The organism is Streptomyces sp. NPDC006458 (assembly GCF_040612135.1).
GTDB lineage: Bacteria > Actinomycetota > Actinomycetes > Streptomycetales > Streptomycetaceae > Streptomyces.
This window is the reverse complement of sequence record NZ_JBEXPR010000002.1, coordinates 340,308-356,017: the sequence shown is the minus strand read 5'-3', so window position 1 is coordinate 356,017 and position 15,710 is coordinate 340,308. Positions and strand designations below refer to the sequence as shown.

Below are 15,710 nucleotides of genomic sequence, written 5' to 3'. Positions count from 1 at the left end.
AAAGGGGCGCGGGGAACTGCGCGAACACCCCAACGAACCCGCACCCGCCCCCGCACCCACCCCCGCCGGCGACGGCGATCAGGCGAGAGACTCCAGGTAGGCCCCGGTCTTCTCCGGCTCATAGAAGAAGTTCTCGAAGTCCGCCGGATCATTGAACCCGTTGGCGAACCGGTCGGCCGCGGCCGGAATCTGCCCGGCGGCCCCGATCAGGTTCAGCACATGCTCCGGCGGCGGAGCCAACATCGCGTTGCTCCACTTCACGACATGCTGCGCAGTCCCCCAGTACCGCTCGAACGTCGCCCGCATCCAGTCCTCGTCGAACTCCTTCTCCCCCTGCTCCAGGATCGACGCGAGGTACGCCGCCGCACACTTGGACGCGGAGTTGGAGCCCTGCCCGGTGATCGGGTCGTTCGCCACGACGACATCGGCGACACCCAGCACCAGCCCACCGCCCGGCAGCCGCCCGACGGGGTTGCGCACGGTGGGGGCATATCGCCCGGCCAGCGTGCCACCCGCATCGGTCAGTTCGACCTTCGTGGCGCGCGCGTACTCCCACGGCACGAACTTCTCCATGAGTTCCAGGGTCAGGGAGAGGTGCTCCGCGGGGTCCTTGACGCCCTGGAAGGCGTCCAGCGGGCCGCCGGGTATGCCCTCCCAGAAGAGGATGTCGGCCCGCCCCGAGTCGGTGAGGGTCGGCATGACGAAGAGTTCGCCGACGCCGGGGACGAGGTTGCAGCGCACCGCGTCGTACTCGGGGTGCTCGGGGCGCGGCCCGAGCCCGTGGACGTAGGCGACCGCGAGGGCACGCTGCGGCTCGCTGTACGGGGAGCGCGAGGCGTCGCGGCCGAACATCTGGACCAGCTCGCCCTTGCCCGCCGAGACCAGGACGAGGTCGTAGGCGCGGGAGAAGTAGTCGAGGTCGGAGACGGCGGCGCCGTGGATGACCAGCTGGCCGCCGCGCTGGGCGAAGGTCTCCATCCAGCCGGCCATCTTCAACCGCTGGTCCACCGACTGCGCGAACCCGTCGAGCTTGCCGACCCAGTCGATCGCGCGCTGCGAGGGCCCCGGGTCGAACGAGCCGGGAGCCGCCACCGAGACGCCGAGTCCCTGGATCTTCGGGGCCTGGGACTCCCAGAAGTTCAGCTGGAGATCGCGCTCGTGCTGGAGTGCCGTGTGGAACATGCACTGCGTCGACATGACCCGGCCGGAGCGGATCTCGTCCGCGGTCCGGTTGGACATCAGGGTGACCTCGTACCCGTGCGACTGGAGGCCGAGGGCGAGCTGGAGGCCGGACTGACCGGCTCCGACGACGAGTATCTTCCGCATGCGGGTTGCTGTCTCCTACTCGGGGGTTTCGTCGAGCGCGTGGCCGACGAGAGCCAGAAGGGTCTCGATCGCTGAGATCCGGCGCCGCGCGTCCATGATCATGACAGGTACGTGCGCGGGGAGGGTGAGGGCCTCGCGCACATCCTCCGGTTCGAACACCTCGGTGCCGTCGAAGTGGTTGACCGCGACGACGTACGGCATGCCGCAGCTCTCGAAGTAGTCGAGCGCGGGGAAGCTGTCCTTCAGCCGCCGGGTGTCGGCGAGCACGACCGCGCCGATCGCGCCGCGCACCAGGTCGTCCCACATGAACCAGAACCGCTGCTGGCCCGGTGTGCCGAACAGATAGAGCACCAGGTCGTCGTCGAGCGTGATCCGGCCGAAGTCCATCGCCACGGTGGTGGTGAGCTTGCCGGGCGTGGCGGTGAGATCGTCCGTGTCCTCGCTCGCCTCGGTCATCAGCGCCTCGGTCTGCAGGGGCGTGATCTCCGAGACGGCGGTGACGAGGGTGGTCTTGCCGACGCCGAAGCCGCCGGCCACGACTATCTTGGTGGCGATGGGGGCGCGGGCGCGGTCCGTCTGCCAGGATTTCGGGCTCTCGTCCTCGTCGACGAGAGGGGCGACGCCCAAGGAGGAGGCGGCGTCAGAGACGACGGAGTCCACTCAGCACCCTTTCGAGCAGTGCGCGTTCCGGCCGGCCCGTGCCGTGGCCGGTGCCGGTGCCGTACACCCGGATCTTTCCCTGGTCCGCGAGGTCGCTCAGCAACACGCGGACCACGCCGAGCGGCATCCTCAGCAGCGCGGCGATCTCGGCCACCGTGCGCATACGGCGGCACAGTTCGACGATGGCCCGCATCTCCGGCATGACCCGGGTGGAACCGTTCGTCAGCTCCCTGCGCTCCGGCGGCGCCTCCAGCGCGGGCGTGCTCGCGACGAACGTCTCGACGAGCAGGACATGGCCGAAGCGGGTGCGGCCGCCGGTGAGCGAGTAGGGGCGTACGCGGGCGGGCTTGCGGTCCCCGCCGCGGACCGGGAGGCGTGTGCGCGGGACGTCTGCGGTCATCGGGTGCTCCCGGCGGCGTCGGACTCCAGGGACTTGCGCAGTTCGTTGCGGAGCTCGGGGGTCAGCACATGTCCGGCGCGGCCGACGAAGAGGGCCATGTGGTAGGCCACCACGCTCATGTCGCAGTCCGCCGCGCCGTGCACGCCGAGCAGGGAGCCGTCGCTGATCGACATCACGAACAGGCTGCCCTCCTCCATGGCGACCATGGTGTGCTTGACGCCGCCGAACTCCATCAGGCGGGCGGCGCCGACGGTGAGACTGCCGATCCCGGAGACGACGGTGGCCAGGTCGGCGGAGGAACCCCGTGGGCCGGACGGCCTGCCCTCGGACACCTGACGGGCCGCCTCGGCCCTCCCCGGGTCGGAGGAGAGCAGCAGCAGCCCGTCGGAGGAGACCACGGCGACGGAGAGGATGCCGGGCACCTCCTCGACCAGGTTGGTCAGCAGCCAGTGCAGATTGCGGGCCTCACTGCTCAGTCCGAAGGTACTGGGCGCGGTCAACTGCTTGCCTCCTCGACTGTGCCCCCCGTGGCTTCATCGGCTTGTGCTTCTCGTGCCGTTCCTGCGGCAGGGGTTCTCGTCTGCGTGCTGTGCTCGGCTCCTGCGGCAGGGGTTCTCGTCTGCGTGCTGTGCTCGGCGATCTCGGCCCGTACGTCGCGGTATCCGGCCTCCGCCCCCCGGCGGAAGCCGCCGAGACGGCGGCGCAGGGCCTCGGCGTCCACGGATGTGCCTCGCTGGCGGGGGGCCTGGGCGGGGGCGCTGATCCGCGGGGTCCGCTTGGGCAGGCCCTTCTCGGTGAGCTGCTCCTCCTGCTCGTCGGGCACGCGCTCGTGCGTGGTGGGCTCGTCCGGGGCCGGTGCCAGGACCGGGGGCTCGGCGAGATCCTGCGGTGCGGGGGCGGGTACGGGGGCGGGTGTCGGCTCGTGCGCCGGGGCCGGGGCGGGCCGCTGGGCGGGCGCAGTGGGCGCGGGCGCCGCGGCCGAGCGCTCGACCGGCGTCTCCGGCGCGGGCGCGGGTACGGGGGCCGAGGGCCGGACGTGCTCCTCCGGCGGAAGAACCGGCGCCAGCAGTTCCATGGTCGTCTCGGCGGCCGACTGCGGCCGCGGCCCCTCGCCCCCGGCGTCCGGGGCGTCCACGGACTCGGCGCTGTCGGCACCGTCCGCGCTGTCGGCACTGTCCGCGCTGTCGGCACTGTCGGCGCTGTCGGCGCTGTCGGCGCTGTCGGCGCTGTCGGCGCTGTCGGCGCTGTCGGCAGTCTCCGCTACGGCCCGCTCCGCCAGCCGCACCAGCGGGTCGCCGTCGGCCGCCCGGCCGGGCAGGACGTTGGAGTTGGCCTCCGCGTCCGCGCCCGGCAGGGAGAAGGAGAGGGTGCCGCCGGAGGCGGGGACGCTGCCGGGCACGGCCGCGTGCGGGGCGTCCGCCAGCAGGGAGGTCGGTACGACGACGACCGCCGCGATGCCGCCCTGCTTCTGGTCGCGCAACTGGACGCGGATGCCGTGGCGGTGGGCCAGGCGGGCGACGACGTAGAGGCCGAGACCGAGACCCTCCTCGCCCTCCTCGTCGTACGGGGTCTCCGGGTCGAACCCGGCGAGGCGGGAGTTGAGGCGGTCCAGGCGCTCGTCGGCCATGCCGATGCCCTCGTCCTGGACGGAGAGCATGACCTCGCCGTTCTCCAGCAGCCAGCCGGAGATCTCGACGGGCAGGTCGGGCGGGGAGAACGAGGTGGCGTTCTCCATGAGTTCGGCGAGCAGATGGCTCAGATCGTCCGCGGCGAAGCCCGCCACATGGGCGTGCGGGGGCAGCGCGGCGATCCGGACGCGCTCGTAGCGCTCGATCTCGCTGACCGCGGCGCGGACGACGTCGACGAGCGGGACGGGGTGCGCGCTCTGCTGGACGTGCTCGGTGCCGGCGAGGACGAGGAGGTTCTCGCTGTGCCGGCGCATGACCGTGGCGAAGTGGTCCAGCTTGAACAGCGTGGCCAGCCGGTCCGGGTCCTGCTCGCGCTCCTCCAGGCCCTCGATGACGGCCAGTTGCCGCTCGACCAGGCCCAGCGTGCGCAGGGCGAGGCTGACGAAGGTGGAGCCGATGCTGCCGCGCAGCCGCTCCAGCGCGGCGGCGGAGTCGGCCAGTTCGCTGCGCAGGCCCTCGCGGGCGTCGGCCATCCTCTGGCGCTGGCCGACCAGGTGCTTGCGGTCGGACTCCAGGGTGGCGATGCGCTCGTGCAGCGTGGCCGCGTGGGCGTGCAGGGCGTTGACGGAGCGGACGACCTGCGCGAACTCGTCGTTGCGGCCGGTGAACCTGACCGGCTCCTCCGCCGCCGGGTCCGCCGCCTCGGCCAGGCGCTTGGAGCCCAGGCGCAGGACGGCGAGCGGGCGGGTGAGCGTGCGGGCCATGGCGGTGGCGATGCCGACGGCGAGCAGCATCAGGGCGCCCAGGGCCCCGATGCGGATCTCCAGCTCGGTGACGTCGTCGTCGCGCAGCCGGGAGAGGTCCTCGACGCGCTGGTTGTAGAGGGCGGACTCCACGCCGCGCATGGTCTCGACGCGGGCCGACAGGGCGGCGTCCAGCTTGTCGCGGCTGGTGTCGAGTTCGTCGTCGGAGAGCGTGGGCTCGTCGGTGAGTCCCGCCAGGTACTTCTCGGCGGAGTTGACCTCGGGGCCGGTGACCGTGGACTCGTAGGACGAGCGGGCCTTGGCGGTGGCCGTGTCCTGGAAGTCGGCGAGGGCGGCGTCCGAACGCAGCCGGGCCTGCTGGGCGGCGGCGGTGAGGGCGTCGCGCTGCTTGGCGTCGGTGGAGACGCGCGTCTCGACGTTCAGGCCGGTGATCGGGTCGTAGGTGGTCTCGGTCCTGCTCGGCACGTCCAGCGCGGCGAGCAGCAGTCCGCGGGCGGCGGCCGCCTGCTGGACGGCGGAGTCCAGCTCGGCGAGGGCGTAGGTGCCGGAGCCGGCCCGGGGCGGGAGCTGTTCGGCGAGGTCCTCCGCGAGGCGGTGCAGCTCGGCGATGGCGGCGGAGTAGGTCTCATGCGTTTCGAGAGCACTGCTCTTGCCGGTGAGCGCCGCTCTGCGCAGGGCGGCGATGCCCTCCAGATCCTCCCTCAGCGCGCCCGGGGTGTCGGTACTGGCGCGCAGCTCCTCCACCTGCCGGTCGACACGGGCGCTGCGCTGCTCCGAGGGCGCCTTGTCCTTCGGGCGTCCCGCCGCGACGAACGAGGTGACCTCGTCCCGCTCGTCCGCGAGCGAGTGGGCGAGCGTGAGCGCGTCCCGGGTCTGACCGGCGAGTGTCACCAGGTCCTGGGTGTCCTTCAACTGCCCCGAGGCGGCGAGCACGGAAGGCGCGCCCGCTCCGGCGATGGCGGCGGCCACGACGGTCACGGCGACGATCAGCCGGTTGCGTACGTGGGTGGGCCGCCCCTTGCCGACCGGGGTGCCGGGCTGCTGCTCCGGGCCTCCTTCGGGGGCCGTCTGCCTGCCTGTGCGCCGAGGCCGCGTCTTCTGCACCGGTGCTCGCAATCCTGTACTCGTGTACTCATGGGCCCCGGTGACGCTCCGTCAATCGGTGCAACTGGTGCGCGCACACCGGGTTACGGCTCCAGACCCTCCCAGTGGCGGTGGGCAGTGGTCGTGCATCACCAGACCCGCCACCCGAAGGAGTGAACATCGGAGGGGAGTTGGCGGGCAAGTTCCCCCGGCCGACGTGAGGGCCTTGCGGCGCGCGCCGGTTGGACGTGGAGGGCGGGCTTTGACAGGATTCGCCACCACGCGTTCCCGGAGTACGGTATTCCACCCCAAACCCGGCGCCTGACCTGCGCCGGTGCGTCGATTCCCGGTCGCTTGCCAGCCTTTTGCGGAGGACGTGAAGGGGTCGTGCAGACTGGCTGGATGCGAACGGAACTTGTCTCGGAACCCGGCGACCGGGCCCGCCCCAATGAGGACTTCGCGAGTGTCGGCGCACCCGCCTGCGGACAGGGTGGTGCGCTGGTCGTGCTGGACGGCGTGACACCGCCGAAGGGCGGCACGGGGTGTCTGCATTCCGTCCCCTGGTACACGGCACGTCTGGGGGGCGCACTGATCGAACTGACCGTTTCACTCCCGGATGTTCCCCTCGCCGACGCCCTTTCCCGTGCCATCGCGCGTACCGCCGGGGCACATGAGCGAACCTGTGACCTTTCTCACCCTCGTACCCCTCAGGCCACGGTGGTCGTAACGCGCTGGAGCGAGCACACGCTGGAATACCTGGTCCTTTCCGACTCGGCGCTGCTGCTGGAGTCCCCCGACGGCACGGTCACCCCGGTCCTGGACGACCGCCTCGACCGCCTGCCGCGCGATCTTCTGGTCTCCGACGAGGTCGCCGACGCCAGGGCCCGCAACAAGGAGGGCGGCTTCTTCACGGCGGCCGCCGACCCCGAGGTGGTCTCCCGCGCCATCACGGGCACGCTCCCCCGCGCCGAGGTCCGCGCGCTGGCCGCGCTCACCGACGGGGCGACCCGCTGGACCGAGAGGTTCCACGAGGGCGACTTGACGGACCTGTTCACCTACGTGCGCAAGCAGGGCCCGAGGGCGCTCGTGGAGTGCGTACGGGAGCTGGAGCGGGCGGACGCGGAGCGGCGGACGTTCCTGCGCCGCAGCAAGACGCACGACGACGCGACGGTGGTGTACGCGGAACTCTGAACGCCGGAACTCCGAACGCGGAGCTCCGGACGCGGAACTCCGGACGAAGTCCCACCGGCCGACGCCGGCCCCCAAGCGGTCACCGCGGCCGAACCGCCGAGCACACCCACTCACCGACGGCCGAACCGCCGAAGCACACCCAGTCACCGCGGCCGAGACTCCGCAGCCCGCTCGCCCCCGCGGCCGAGACTCCGGAGCCCGCTCACCCCCGCGCCCGACCCGCCGAGGCACACCCACTCGCCGCGGCCGAACCTCCCGGCCTACTTCTCCATGCCGCGGTTGAGCTGATGGAGCAGCCGGGCCAGTTCGGCGACCTCGTGCCGGTCCCAGTGGGCGAGTTTGCTGACGTAGCGGGCGCGGCGGGCCTCGCGGACCCGGCCGACCCGGGAGCGGCCCTCCTCGGTGAGGTGGACCAGCCAGGCGCGGCCGTCGGCGGGGTCGGGTTCGCGGGCGATCAGGCCCAGCTCCTCCAGGGCGCGCAGCTGGCGGGACATGGTGGCCTTGCCGACGCCGATGTAGGCGGCCAGGTCGGTGGCACGCCGGCCGCCGCTCTCGTCGAGCCGTACGAGCAGGCCGTACGCGGAGGACTCCAGGTCCGGATGGACCTCTCGGGCCATCTCGCCCTGGTTGGCGCGGGCCCGCCGCAGAAAGACCGTCAGCTCGCGTTCGAGGGCGAGGAACTCCTGGTCCACACCACTCGCCGAGGCAGTGGATTCTCCATGGCGCTCGCCGCCGTTTCCGTGCTCGTGCACGTCAGCACCCCTGCTCCGGTTTCCCGTTCCTGAAAGTTTCCGCCAACGGCGACCATCGCCGCAGCTCGCCCAGTATTTCGCAGGCATAGACCAACGGCGGCATCCGGAGCCCCTTCCCTCCCGCGGGTCTACGTGCGTAGCTTCTCTACGAGGCAAATACTGGCATGCCCACGCCATGCCACGCGTCTCCCCCCACCGAGCCCACCGAGTCTCGAAAGGCATCACCATGCCCGTGCACAGACCCGGAAACACTCGCTCCAGGCGCCTCACCCTCGCCGGAGCCCTGCTCGCCGCCCTCTCCCTCCTGCTCGCCACGCCGTCCTCCGCGGCCGACGTACCCCCGCGCGGCTCGGCCCACATGGGTATGGGCGTGATCCCCCACGACGGCCAGAGCGGCACGCCCGTGCCCGGCGACGCCACCCAGACCGAGGGCGTGGACGTCAGCAGCCACCAGGGCAACGTCGCCTGGACCACCCTGTGGAACAGCGGGGTCAAGTGGGCCTACGTCAAGGCGACCGAGGGCACGTACTACCAGAACACCTACTTCGCCCAGCAGTACAACGGCTCGTACGGCGTCGGCATGATCCGCGGCGCGTACCACTTCGCCACCCCCGACACCACCAGCGGCGCGACCCAGGCCAACTACTTCGTCGACCACGGCGGCGGCTGGTCCCCCGACGGCCGGACGCTCCCCGGCGCCCTCGACATCGAGTGGAACCCCTACGGCGCCGCCTGCTACGGCAAGACGGCGTCGGCCATGGTCACCTGGATCGGTGACTTCCTGAACCAGTACAGGGCCCGCACCGGACGCGACGCCGTCATCTACACGGCCACCAGCTGGTGGAAGCAGTGCACGGGCAACTACGCGGGCTTCGGCGCGAGCAACCCCCTGTGGATCGCCCGCTACGCGACGGCCGTGGGCGAACTCCCGGCGGGCTGGGCGTACCAGACGATGTGGCAGTACACCTCCACCGGCCCCACGGTGGGCGACCACAACAAGTTCAACGGGGCCCTGGACCGCGTTCAGGCGCTGGCCATGGGCTGATCCGGTGCGGCGAAGGCCCGGGCCTCCCTCACGGGAGCCGGGTCTCCTCCTGTTTCCCCTGGCGTCCGTCACGCCGCCAGGGGAACCTCGGGCGCCGCGCCGCTGACGGCGGGCGCGAGCGCCAGTTCGAGGACCTGACGGACGTCTGTCACGGCGTGGACGTCGAGCTTGTCCAGCACCTCGGCCGGGACGTCGTCCAGGTCGGCCTCGTTGCGCTTGGGGATGACGACGGTCGTCACCCCGGCGCGGTGGGCGGCGAGCAGCTTCTGCTTCACACCGCCGATGGGCAGGACCCGGCCGGTCAGGGAGACCTCACCGGTCATGGCCACATCCGTCCGCACGAGCCGTCCGCTCAGCAGCGAGGCCAGCGCGGTCGTCATCGTGACGCCGGCGCTCGGGCCGTCCTTCGGCACCGCGCCCGCGGGGAAGTGGATGTGCACCCCGCGGTCCTTGAGGTCGCCGACCGGGAGCTCCAGCTCTGCGCCGTGGGAGCGCAGGAAGGACAGCGCGATCTGCGCGGACTCCTTCATGACGTCACCGAGTTGACCGGTCAGGGTCAGACCCGCCGCGCCGGTCTCCGGGTCGGCCAGGGACGCTTCGACGAAGAGGACGTCACCACCCGCGCCCGTGACGGCGAGGCCCGTGGCCACACCCGGGACCGCCGTGCGCCGCTCGGCCGGGTCCTGCGCCGACTCCGGCACATGGTGCGGGCGTCCGATCAGAGCACGCAGATCACCGTCGCCGATCGTGAGCGGCAGCTCCCGCGCGCCCAGTTCGTGCTGTGCGGCGACCTTGCGCAGCAGCCGCGCGATGGACCGCTCCAGGGTGCGCACGCCCGCCTCGCGGGTGTACTCCCCGGCCAGCCTTCGCAGCGCGCTCTCCTCAAGGATCACCTCGTCCTTGTCCAGCCCGGCGCGCTCCAGCTGGCGCGGGAGCAGGTGGTCACGGGCGATGACGACCTTCTCGTCCTCGGTGTAGCCGTCCAGCCGGACCAGCTCCATCCGGTCGAGCAGGGCCTCCGGGATGGCCTCCAGGACGTTGGCCGTGGCCAGGAAGACCACGTCCGACAGGTCCAGCTCCACCTCCAGGTAGTGGTCCCGGAACGTGTGGTTCTGCGCCGGGTCCAGCACCTCCAGCAGGGCCGCGGCCGGGTCGCCCCGGAAGTCGGACCCCACCTTGTCGATCTCGTCGAGCAGGACGACCGGGTTCATCGAACCGGCTTCCTTGATCGCCCGCACGATCCGCCCGGGCAGCGCGCCCACATAGGTACGCCGGTGACCGCGCACCTCGGCCTCGTCCCGCACACCGCCGAGGGCGACACGGACGAACTTCCGCCCCATCGCGTGGGCGACGGACTCACCGAGCGACGTCTTGCCGACACCGGGCGGTCCCACCAGAGCCAGCACGGCCCCGCCACGCCGTCCACCGACGACACCCAGCCCCCGCTCACCGCGCCGCTTGCGCACGGCGAGGTACTCGGTGATGCGCTCCTTCACGTCCTCCAGACCGGCGTGCTCGGCGTCCAGGACGGCCTTCGCGCCCTGGATGTCGTACGCGTCCTCGGTGCGCTCGTTCCAGGGCAGCTCCAGGACGGTGTCGAGCCAGGTCCTGATCCAGGAGCCCTCGGGCGACTGGTCGCTGGACCGCTCCAGCTTCTCGACCTCCTTGAGAGCGGCCTCGCGGACCTTCTCGGGCAGGTCGGCGGCCTCGACGCGGGCGCGGTAGTCGTCGGACTCCTCGCCCTCCTTCTCGCCGTTCAGCTCGCGCAGCTCCTTGCGGACGGCCTCCAGCTGCCGGCGCAGCAGGAACTCCCGCTGCTGCTTGTCGACGCCTTCCTGTACGTCCTTGGCGATCGTCTCGGCGACGTCCTGCTCGGCGAGGTGGTCGCGCAACTGCTGGGTGGCCAGCTTCAGCCGGGCGACCGGGTCGGAGGTCTCCAGCAGCTCGACCTTCTCCTCGATCGTGAGGAACGGTGAGTAGCCGGAGTTGTCGGCGAGCGCCGAGACGTCATCGATGGCCTGCACCCGGTCGACGACCTGCCAGGCACCCCGCTTCTTCAGCCAGGTGGTGGCGAGGGCCTTGTACTCCTTCACGAGCTCGCCGACATGACCGGGCAGCGGCTCGGGCACCTGCCCGTCGATGCGGGTGCCCTCCACCCACAGGGCGCGGCCGGGCCCGGTGGTACCCGCTCCGATCTTCACGCGGCCACGGCCGCGGATCAGCGCGCCCGGGTCGCCGTCGGCCAGCCGGCCGACCTGTTCCACGGTGCCGAGCACACCCGTGCCCGCGTACGTCCCGTCGATCCGCGGCACCAGGAGCACCCTGGGCTTGCCGGGTTCGTCCCGGGCGGCGGCCTGGGCGGCCTCCACCGCGGCCCGTACTTCCGTGTCGTTGAGATCCAGCGGAACCACCATCCCGGGCAGCACGACCTCGTCGTCGAGCGGCAGCACAGGCAGGGCGAGCGGTGTGGACTCAGCAGCCATGATCTCCCCTTCGGCAGTCAAGTTGAGCTATGCCGACTCAATGCACGGCGACGCCAGGATGTTCCCACCCCCCTGTTCGCCCTGAGCGATCACCTCCGCCACTCCCCCCACGGACCCCCTACCGTCAACACAGGTAATACCCAATAACCACCTGCACTCATTACCACGGGGGACGCGATGAACGAAACCGTAAGGTCCTGGATCGACGGCTGGGTGATCTCACGCGGGGCGGCCCGGCCGATCACCGAGCCCTGGGGCTGGACGATCGACGTGGGCCAGCCCCAGCACGTCAGCCGGCACGTCCTCGGCCGGACCGGCGAGGACGTGGACGAGCAGACGGTCCGCAAGGTGGCGGAGTCGGTGACGGGGGCCGGGGTCTGGCTGAAGGCGTTCCGCGACCCGGCGGAGACGAGGGCCTGGCTGAACGCCGACTGGTGGATCGACCCCGAGCCCGGCTACCTGATGACGACCCCGCTGAGTCCGTCGGAGCCGGCCCCCGCCCCGCTCCCGGACACCCACCGGCTCCGCCTCTGGACATCCGCCGGGGTGACGAGGGCGATGATCACGGCCCCCGACGGCTCACTCGCCGCCCGCGGCCAGATAGCCGTCACCGGCCCGACCGCCGTGGCCGACCAGATCGAGACGACCCCGGCCCACCGCCGCAAGGGCCTCGCCTCCCTGATCATGCGCACCCTCCAGCACACGGCCGCGGCCCAGGGCGCCCACACGGCGATCCTCGCCGGCACCCCGGCGGGCCGGGCCCTCTACGAGTCCCTCGGCTGGACAACGGAGGCGACGCTGACCAGCGCGAAGTTCCTGGGGTCCGGGGGCGGGGCGGCGCAGTGAGGACCGCCCGAGGCCGGGAAGCCGCGAACGGCGAGGAGGGGACGTGTCGGGGGGTGTCCGCCCGCAGCGGCCGCCGCCAAACCCCCTCAGCCCCCGTAGGAGGCCAGACCGGCGGACCGAGGACGGACACCCCCCGGCGCGGCCCCGCACCCCCACCCGGAAGCAGCGCTGCACCAACCCCCACCGAACGCGAGCGGGCCGCCGCAGGCGCGGCGACAACCCCCACCGCACGGCAACAGGCCGCCGCAGGCACCCCACAACCCCGGCCACACCACCCCCGCACCCCACCCGGAAGCCCGCGGCGACAACCCCACCGCACAGCAACAGGCCGCCGCAGGCACCCCACAACCCCGGCCACACCACCCCCGCACCCCACCCGGAAGCCCGCGGCGACAACCCCAACGCACAGCAGCAGACCGTCGCAGGCACCCCACAACCCCGGCCACACCACCCCCGCACCCCACCCGGAAGCCCGCGGCGACAACCCCAACGCACAGCAACAGGCCGCCGCAGGCACCCCACAACCCCGGCCACACCACCCCCGCACCCCACCCGGAAGCCCGCGACGGCAACCCCCACCGCACCCCACCCAGAAGCAGCGCGACGGCAACCCCCACCGCACAGCGGCAGACCGCCGCAGGCACCCCCGCACACGACACCACCCACACTTTCGAGTGGCACCCCCGAATGAACTCGCAGCGAACGCAAGGCGCTTGAGCCACCGCGAAACCCAGGAAAATCCGTCAGCAAACACTCCCCGAAGTGCCACGATGGACCGATGCCCACCTCCTACGACATCCCCGGCGCACACGACACCCCCCAGGTACTCGACCGCCGCGAGGGTCCGTACGGCGAGGTCGTGCTGCGCCGCCACGGAAATTTGCTCCAGATCATCGCCAACGGCTGCTTCCTGATGGACACCTCCGACGGCCGCTCGGAACGCCGACTCGTCGACGCGGCCCTGGCAGCGCTCGACGCCCGCCCCACCCCCCACCTGCTGGTAGGCGGCCTGGGCGTCGGCTTCTCGCTCGCACACGCCGCAACAGACCCCCACTGGGGCCGCATCACCGTCGTCGAACGCGAACGAGCCGTCATCGACTGGCACCACCACGGCCCGCTGGCCGAGTTGTCCCGCCAGGCGAGACAGGACCCTCGTACCCACATCGTCGAGGCCGACCTCGTGACACACGTCAATGAGACATCCGCCACGTACGACGCACTCTGCCTCGACATCGACAACGGCCCTGGCTGGACGGTCGACGAGGAGAACTCCAGCCTCTATTCACCCGCCGGACTGGCAAGCTGCGCAAGGGTGTTGACCCCGGGCGGAGTGCTCGCGGTATGGTCCGCCCAACCCTCCCCGGGTTTCGAAGAAACCTTGTGGAATGCCGGATTCCAGCAAGTGCGTACCGAAGAGATCCCCGTTGCCCGGGGCGTTCCGGACGTCGTGCACCTCGCCGTCCGACCTGGATAGCAAACCCGCGGTGACTCCCCGTACGCTGCAACCCTGACGCCGATCATTCAAGCGTCAATCGCAGACATGGGATCACCCCACTGATTCCGGTAAGCACACTTCAGGGGCGGGCGATGGAGCAGACACACACCTCCCACAACAACGGCACGGCGGCGGCCGCTCCGGGCGCACAGCGCCGGGTGCTGGTGGTCGAGGACGACGCGACGATCGTCGACGCCATCGCGGCCCGCCTGCGCGCCGAGGGATTTCTCGTGCAAACCGCCGGCGACGGCCCGTCGGCGGTCGACACCGCCGAGGCATGGCAGCCCGACCTGCTGATCCTCGACATCATGCTGCCGGGCTTCGACGGCCTGGAGGTCTGCCGCAGAGTGCAGGCGCAGCGCCCGGTGCCGGTACTGATGCTCACCGCGCGTGACGACGAGACGGACATGCTGGTCGGGCTCGGCGTGGGCGCGGACGACTACATGACGAAGCCGTTCTCGATGCGGGAGCTCGCGGCACGCGTGCACGTGCTGCTGCGCAGGGTCGAGCGCGCCGCCCTCGCCGCGGCCACCCCGCGCTCGGGCATCCTCCGCCTCGGCGAGCTGGAGATCGACCACGCCCAGCGCCGGGTCCGGGTGCGCAGCGAGGACGTGCACCTCACGCCCACCGAGTTCGACCTGCTGGTCTGCCTGGCGAACACCCCGCGCGCGGTGCTGTCCCGCGAGCAGTTGCTGGCGGAGGTCTGGGACTGGGCGGACGCCTCCGGCACCCGCACGGTCGACAGCCACATCAAGGCACTGCGCCGGAAGATCGGTGCGGAGCGGATCCGCACGGTCCACGGCGTGGGCTACGCGCTGGAGACCCCGACGCCATGAGCGAGGGGCGGCCGGCCGCACGGAGGAGCCCCGGAGAACCCTGGGGCGGCGTACGCCCGTTCTCGATCAAGACGAAACTGGGCGCGCTGGTCGTCATCTCGGTGCTGATCACCACCGGTCTGTCGGTGATCGCGGTGCACACGAAGACGGAGCTGCGCTTCATCACGGTCTTTTCGATGATCGCCACGCTGCTGATCACCCAGTTCGTGGCTCACTCGCTGACCTCGCCGCTGGACGAGATGAACCTGGTCGCGCGGTCGATCTCGTACGGCGACTACACCCGCAGGGTGCGCGAGAACCGGCGGGACGAGCTGGGCGACCTGGCGCAGGCGATCAATGTCATGGCCGACGAGCTGGAGGCGCAGGACCGTCAGCGCAAGGAGCTGGTGGCGAACGTCTCGCACGAGCTGCGCACACCGATCGCGGGCCTGCGGGCGGTGCTGGAGAACATCGTCGACGGGGTCACACAGGCGGACCCGGAGACCATGCGGACGGCGCTGAAGCAGACGGAGCGGCTCGGCCGGCTGGTGGCGACGCTGCTGGACCTGTCGCGGCTGGACAACGGCGTCGTGCCGCTGAAGATGCGGCGCTTCGAGGTGTGGCCGTATCTGTCGGGCGTGCTCAAGGAGGCCAACATGGTCGCCTCCGCGCGCGCGGGCATCGCGTCCGGCTCCGGCAACCACACGCGCGCGGACGTGCATCTGCACCTGGATGTGTCGCCGCCGGAGCTGACCGCGCTGGCGGACCCGGAGCGGATCCACCAGGTGGTGGCCAATCTGATCGACAACGCGGTCAAGCACAGCCCGCCGTACGGCAGGGTCACGGTCAAGGCGCGCCGGGGAGCGTTCCCGGACTCGCTGGAGCTGGAGGTCCTGGACGAGGGGCCGGGCATCCCGAAGTCGGAGTGGCACCGGGTCTTCGAGCGGTTCAACCGGGGCTCGGTGAGCCGGCCGCACGGTCCGGGCAGCGACGGAGGCACCGGTCTGGGCCTGGCGATCGCCCGCTGGGCGGTGGATCTGCACGGCGGCCGGATCGGTGTGGCCGAATCCGAGCGGGGCTGCCGGATTCTTGTCACGCTCCCGGGGACCCCCCGGGCTGGGAGTTGACGTAGGGTTCGAACCGGAGTCCCAAGATCCACGGGCGTCCGTACTGACGGACACGTGTGATCAGGTACAGGTCCGCGCCGACCAGGCGTCGGACC

13 protein-coding genes are annotated in these 15,710 nt (G+C 71.4%); 6 read left to right on the top strand and 7 right to left on the bottom strand.

The annotated features are described in order from the left end of the window. Nucleotides 1-78 precede the first annotated feature (78 nt). Genes ABZZ79_RS04875 through ABZZ79_RS04855 form a run of 5 tightly spaced genes read right to left on the bottom strand, consistent with a single transcriptional unit; the run spans nucleotide 79 to nucleotide 5,882 of the window. Complete coding sequence (locus ABZZ79_RS04875; protein WP_356686503.1) at nucleotides 79-1,326, bottom strand: styrene monooxygenase/indole monooxygenase family protein; 1,248 nt, start codon at nucleotides 1,324-1,326, stop codon at nucleotides 79-81. Between the two features lie 15 nt (nucleotides 1,327-1,341). Further along, complete coding sequence (locus tag ABZZ79_RS04870; protein WP_356686501.1) at nucleotides 1,342-1,986, bottom strand: ATP/GTP-binding protein; 645 nt, start codon at nucleotides 1,984-1,986, stop codon at nucleotides 1,342-1,344. Next, complete coding sequence (locus ABZZ79_RS04865) at nucleotides 1,967-2,386, bottom strand: DUF742 domain-containing protein (protein WP_356686499.1); 420 nt, start codon at nucleotides 2,384-2,386, stop codon at nucleotides 1,967-1,969. Before ABZZ79_RS04865 ends, ABZZ79_RS04870 begins: the two co-directional genes overlap by 20 nt. After that, nucleotides 2,383-2,886 (bottom strand): roadblock/LC7 domain-containing protein, encoded by a 504-nt coding sequence (locus ABZZ79_RS04860; protein ID WP_356686497.1) that lies wholly within the window; start codon nucleotides 2,884-2,886, stop codon nucleotides 2,383-2,385. Before ABZZ79_RS04860 ends, ABZZ79_RS04865 begins: the two co-directional genes overlap by 4 nt. Beyond that, nucleotides 2,883-5,882 (bottom strand): nitrate- and nitrite sensing domain-containing protein, encoded by a 3,000-nt coding sequence (locus tag ABZZ79_RS04855; protein ID WP_356686495.1) that lies wholly within the window; start codon nucleotides 5,880-5,882, stop codon nucleotides 2,883-2,885. Before ABZZ79_RS04855 ends, ABZZ79_RS04860 begins: the two co-directional genes overlap by 4 nt. Nucleotides 5,883-6,263: 381 nt before the next feature. On the opposite strand from ABZZ79_RS04855, the gene ABZZ79_RS04850 reads away from it, so the two are divergent. Beyond that, entirely contained in the window at nucleotides 6,264-7,052 is a 789-nt protein-coding gene (locus ABZZ79_RS04850; protein ID WP_356686492.1) for a protein phosphatase 2C domain-containing protein, read from the top strand. 260 nt (nucleotides 7,053-7,312) lie between these two features. On the opposite strand, the gene ABZZ79_RS04845 is transcribed toward ABZZ79_RS04850, so the two are convergent. After that, nucleotides 7,313-7,804: a MarR family transcriptional regulator gene (locus ABZZ79_RS04845; protein ID WP_356686490.1), complete on the bottom strand. Its 492-nt coding sequence runs from the start codon at nucleotides 7,802-7,804 to the stop codon at nucleotides 7,313-7,315. Between the two features lie 226 nt (nucleotides 7,805-8,030). On the opposite strand from ABZZ79_RS04845, the gene ABZZ79_RS04840 reads away from it, so the two are divergent. Further along, nucleotides 8,031-8,849: a lysozyme gene (locus ABZZ79_RS04840; RefSeq protein WP_356686488.1), complete on the top strand. Its 819-nt coding sequence runs from the start codon at nucleotides 8,031-8,033 to the stop codon at nucleotides 8,847-8,849. 68 nt (nucleotides 8,850-8,917) lie between these two features. Here the strand turns inward: ABZZ79_RS04840 and lon are convergent, their stop codons facing one another. Then, nucleotides 8,918-11,332 carry an endopeptidase La gene (lon, locus tag ABZZ79_RS04835; protein WP_356686486.1) on the bottom strand — a complete coding sequence of 805 codons (2,415 nt, stop codon included), beginning with the start codon at nucleotides 11,330-11,332 and terminating at the stop codon, nucleotides 8,918-8,920. Nucleotides 11,333-11,509: 177 nt separating this feature from the next. On the opposite strand from lon, the gene ABZZ79_RS04830 reads away from it, so the two are divergent. From ABZZ79_RS04830 to ABZZ79_RS04815, 4 genes are all read left to right on the top strand, one after another. Then, nucleotides 11,510-12,178 (top strand): GNAT family N-acetyltransferase, encoded by a 669-nt coding sequence (locus tag ABZZ79_RS04830; protein WP_356686484.1) that lies wholly within the window; start codon nucleotides 11,510-11,512, stop codon nucleotides 12,176-12,178. 778 nt (nucleotides 12,179-12,956) lie between these two features. After that, nucleotides 12,957-13,652, top strand: a complete 696-nt coding sequence (locus tag ABZZ79_RS04825) for a spermidine synthase (protein ID WP_356686482.1) — start codon at nucleotides 12,957-12,959, stop codon at nucleotides 13,650-13,652. A gap of 113 nt (nucleotides 13,653-13,765) precedes the next feature. Continuing rightward, on the top strand, nucleotides 13,766-14,509 hold the full coding sequence (locus ABZZ79_RS04820) for a response regulator transcription factor (RefSeq protein WP_356686480.1): 744 nt from the start codon (nucleotides 13,766-13,768) through the stop codon (nucleotides 14,507-14,509). Further along, complete coding sequence (locus tag ABZZ79_RS04815) at nucleotides 14,506-15,615, top strand: ATP-binding protein (protein ID WP_356686478.1); 1,110 nt, start codon at nucleotides 14,506-14,508, stop codon at nucleotides 15,613-15,615. Before ABZZ79_RS04820 ends, ABZZ79_RS04815 begins: the two co-directional genes overlap by 4 nt. Nucleotides 15,616-15,710 lie beyond the last annotated feature (95 nt).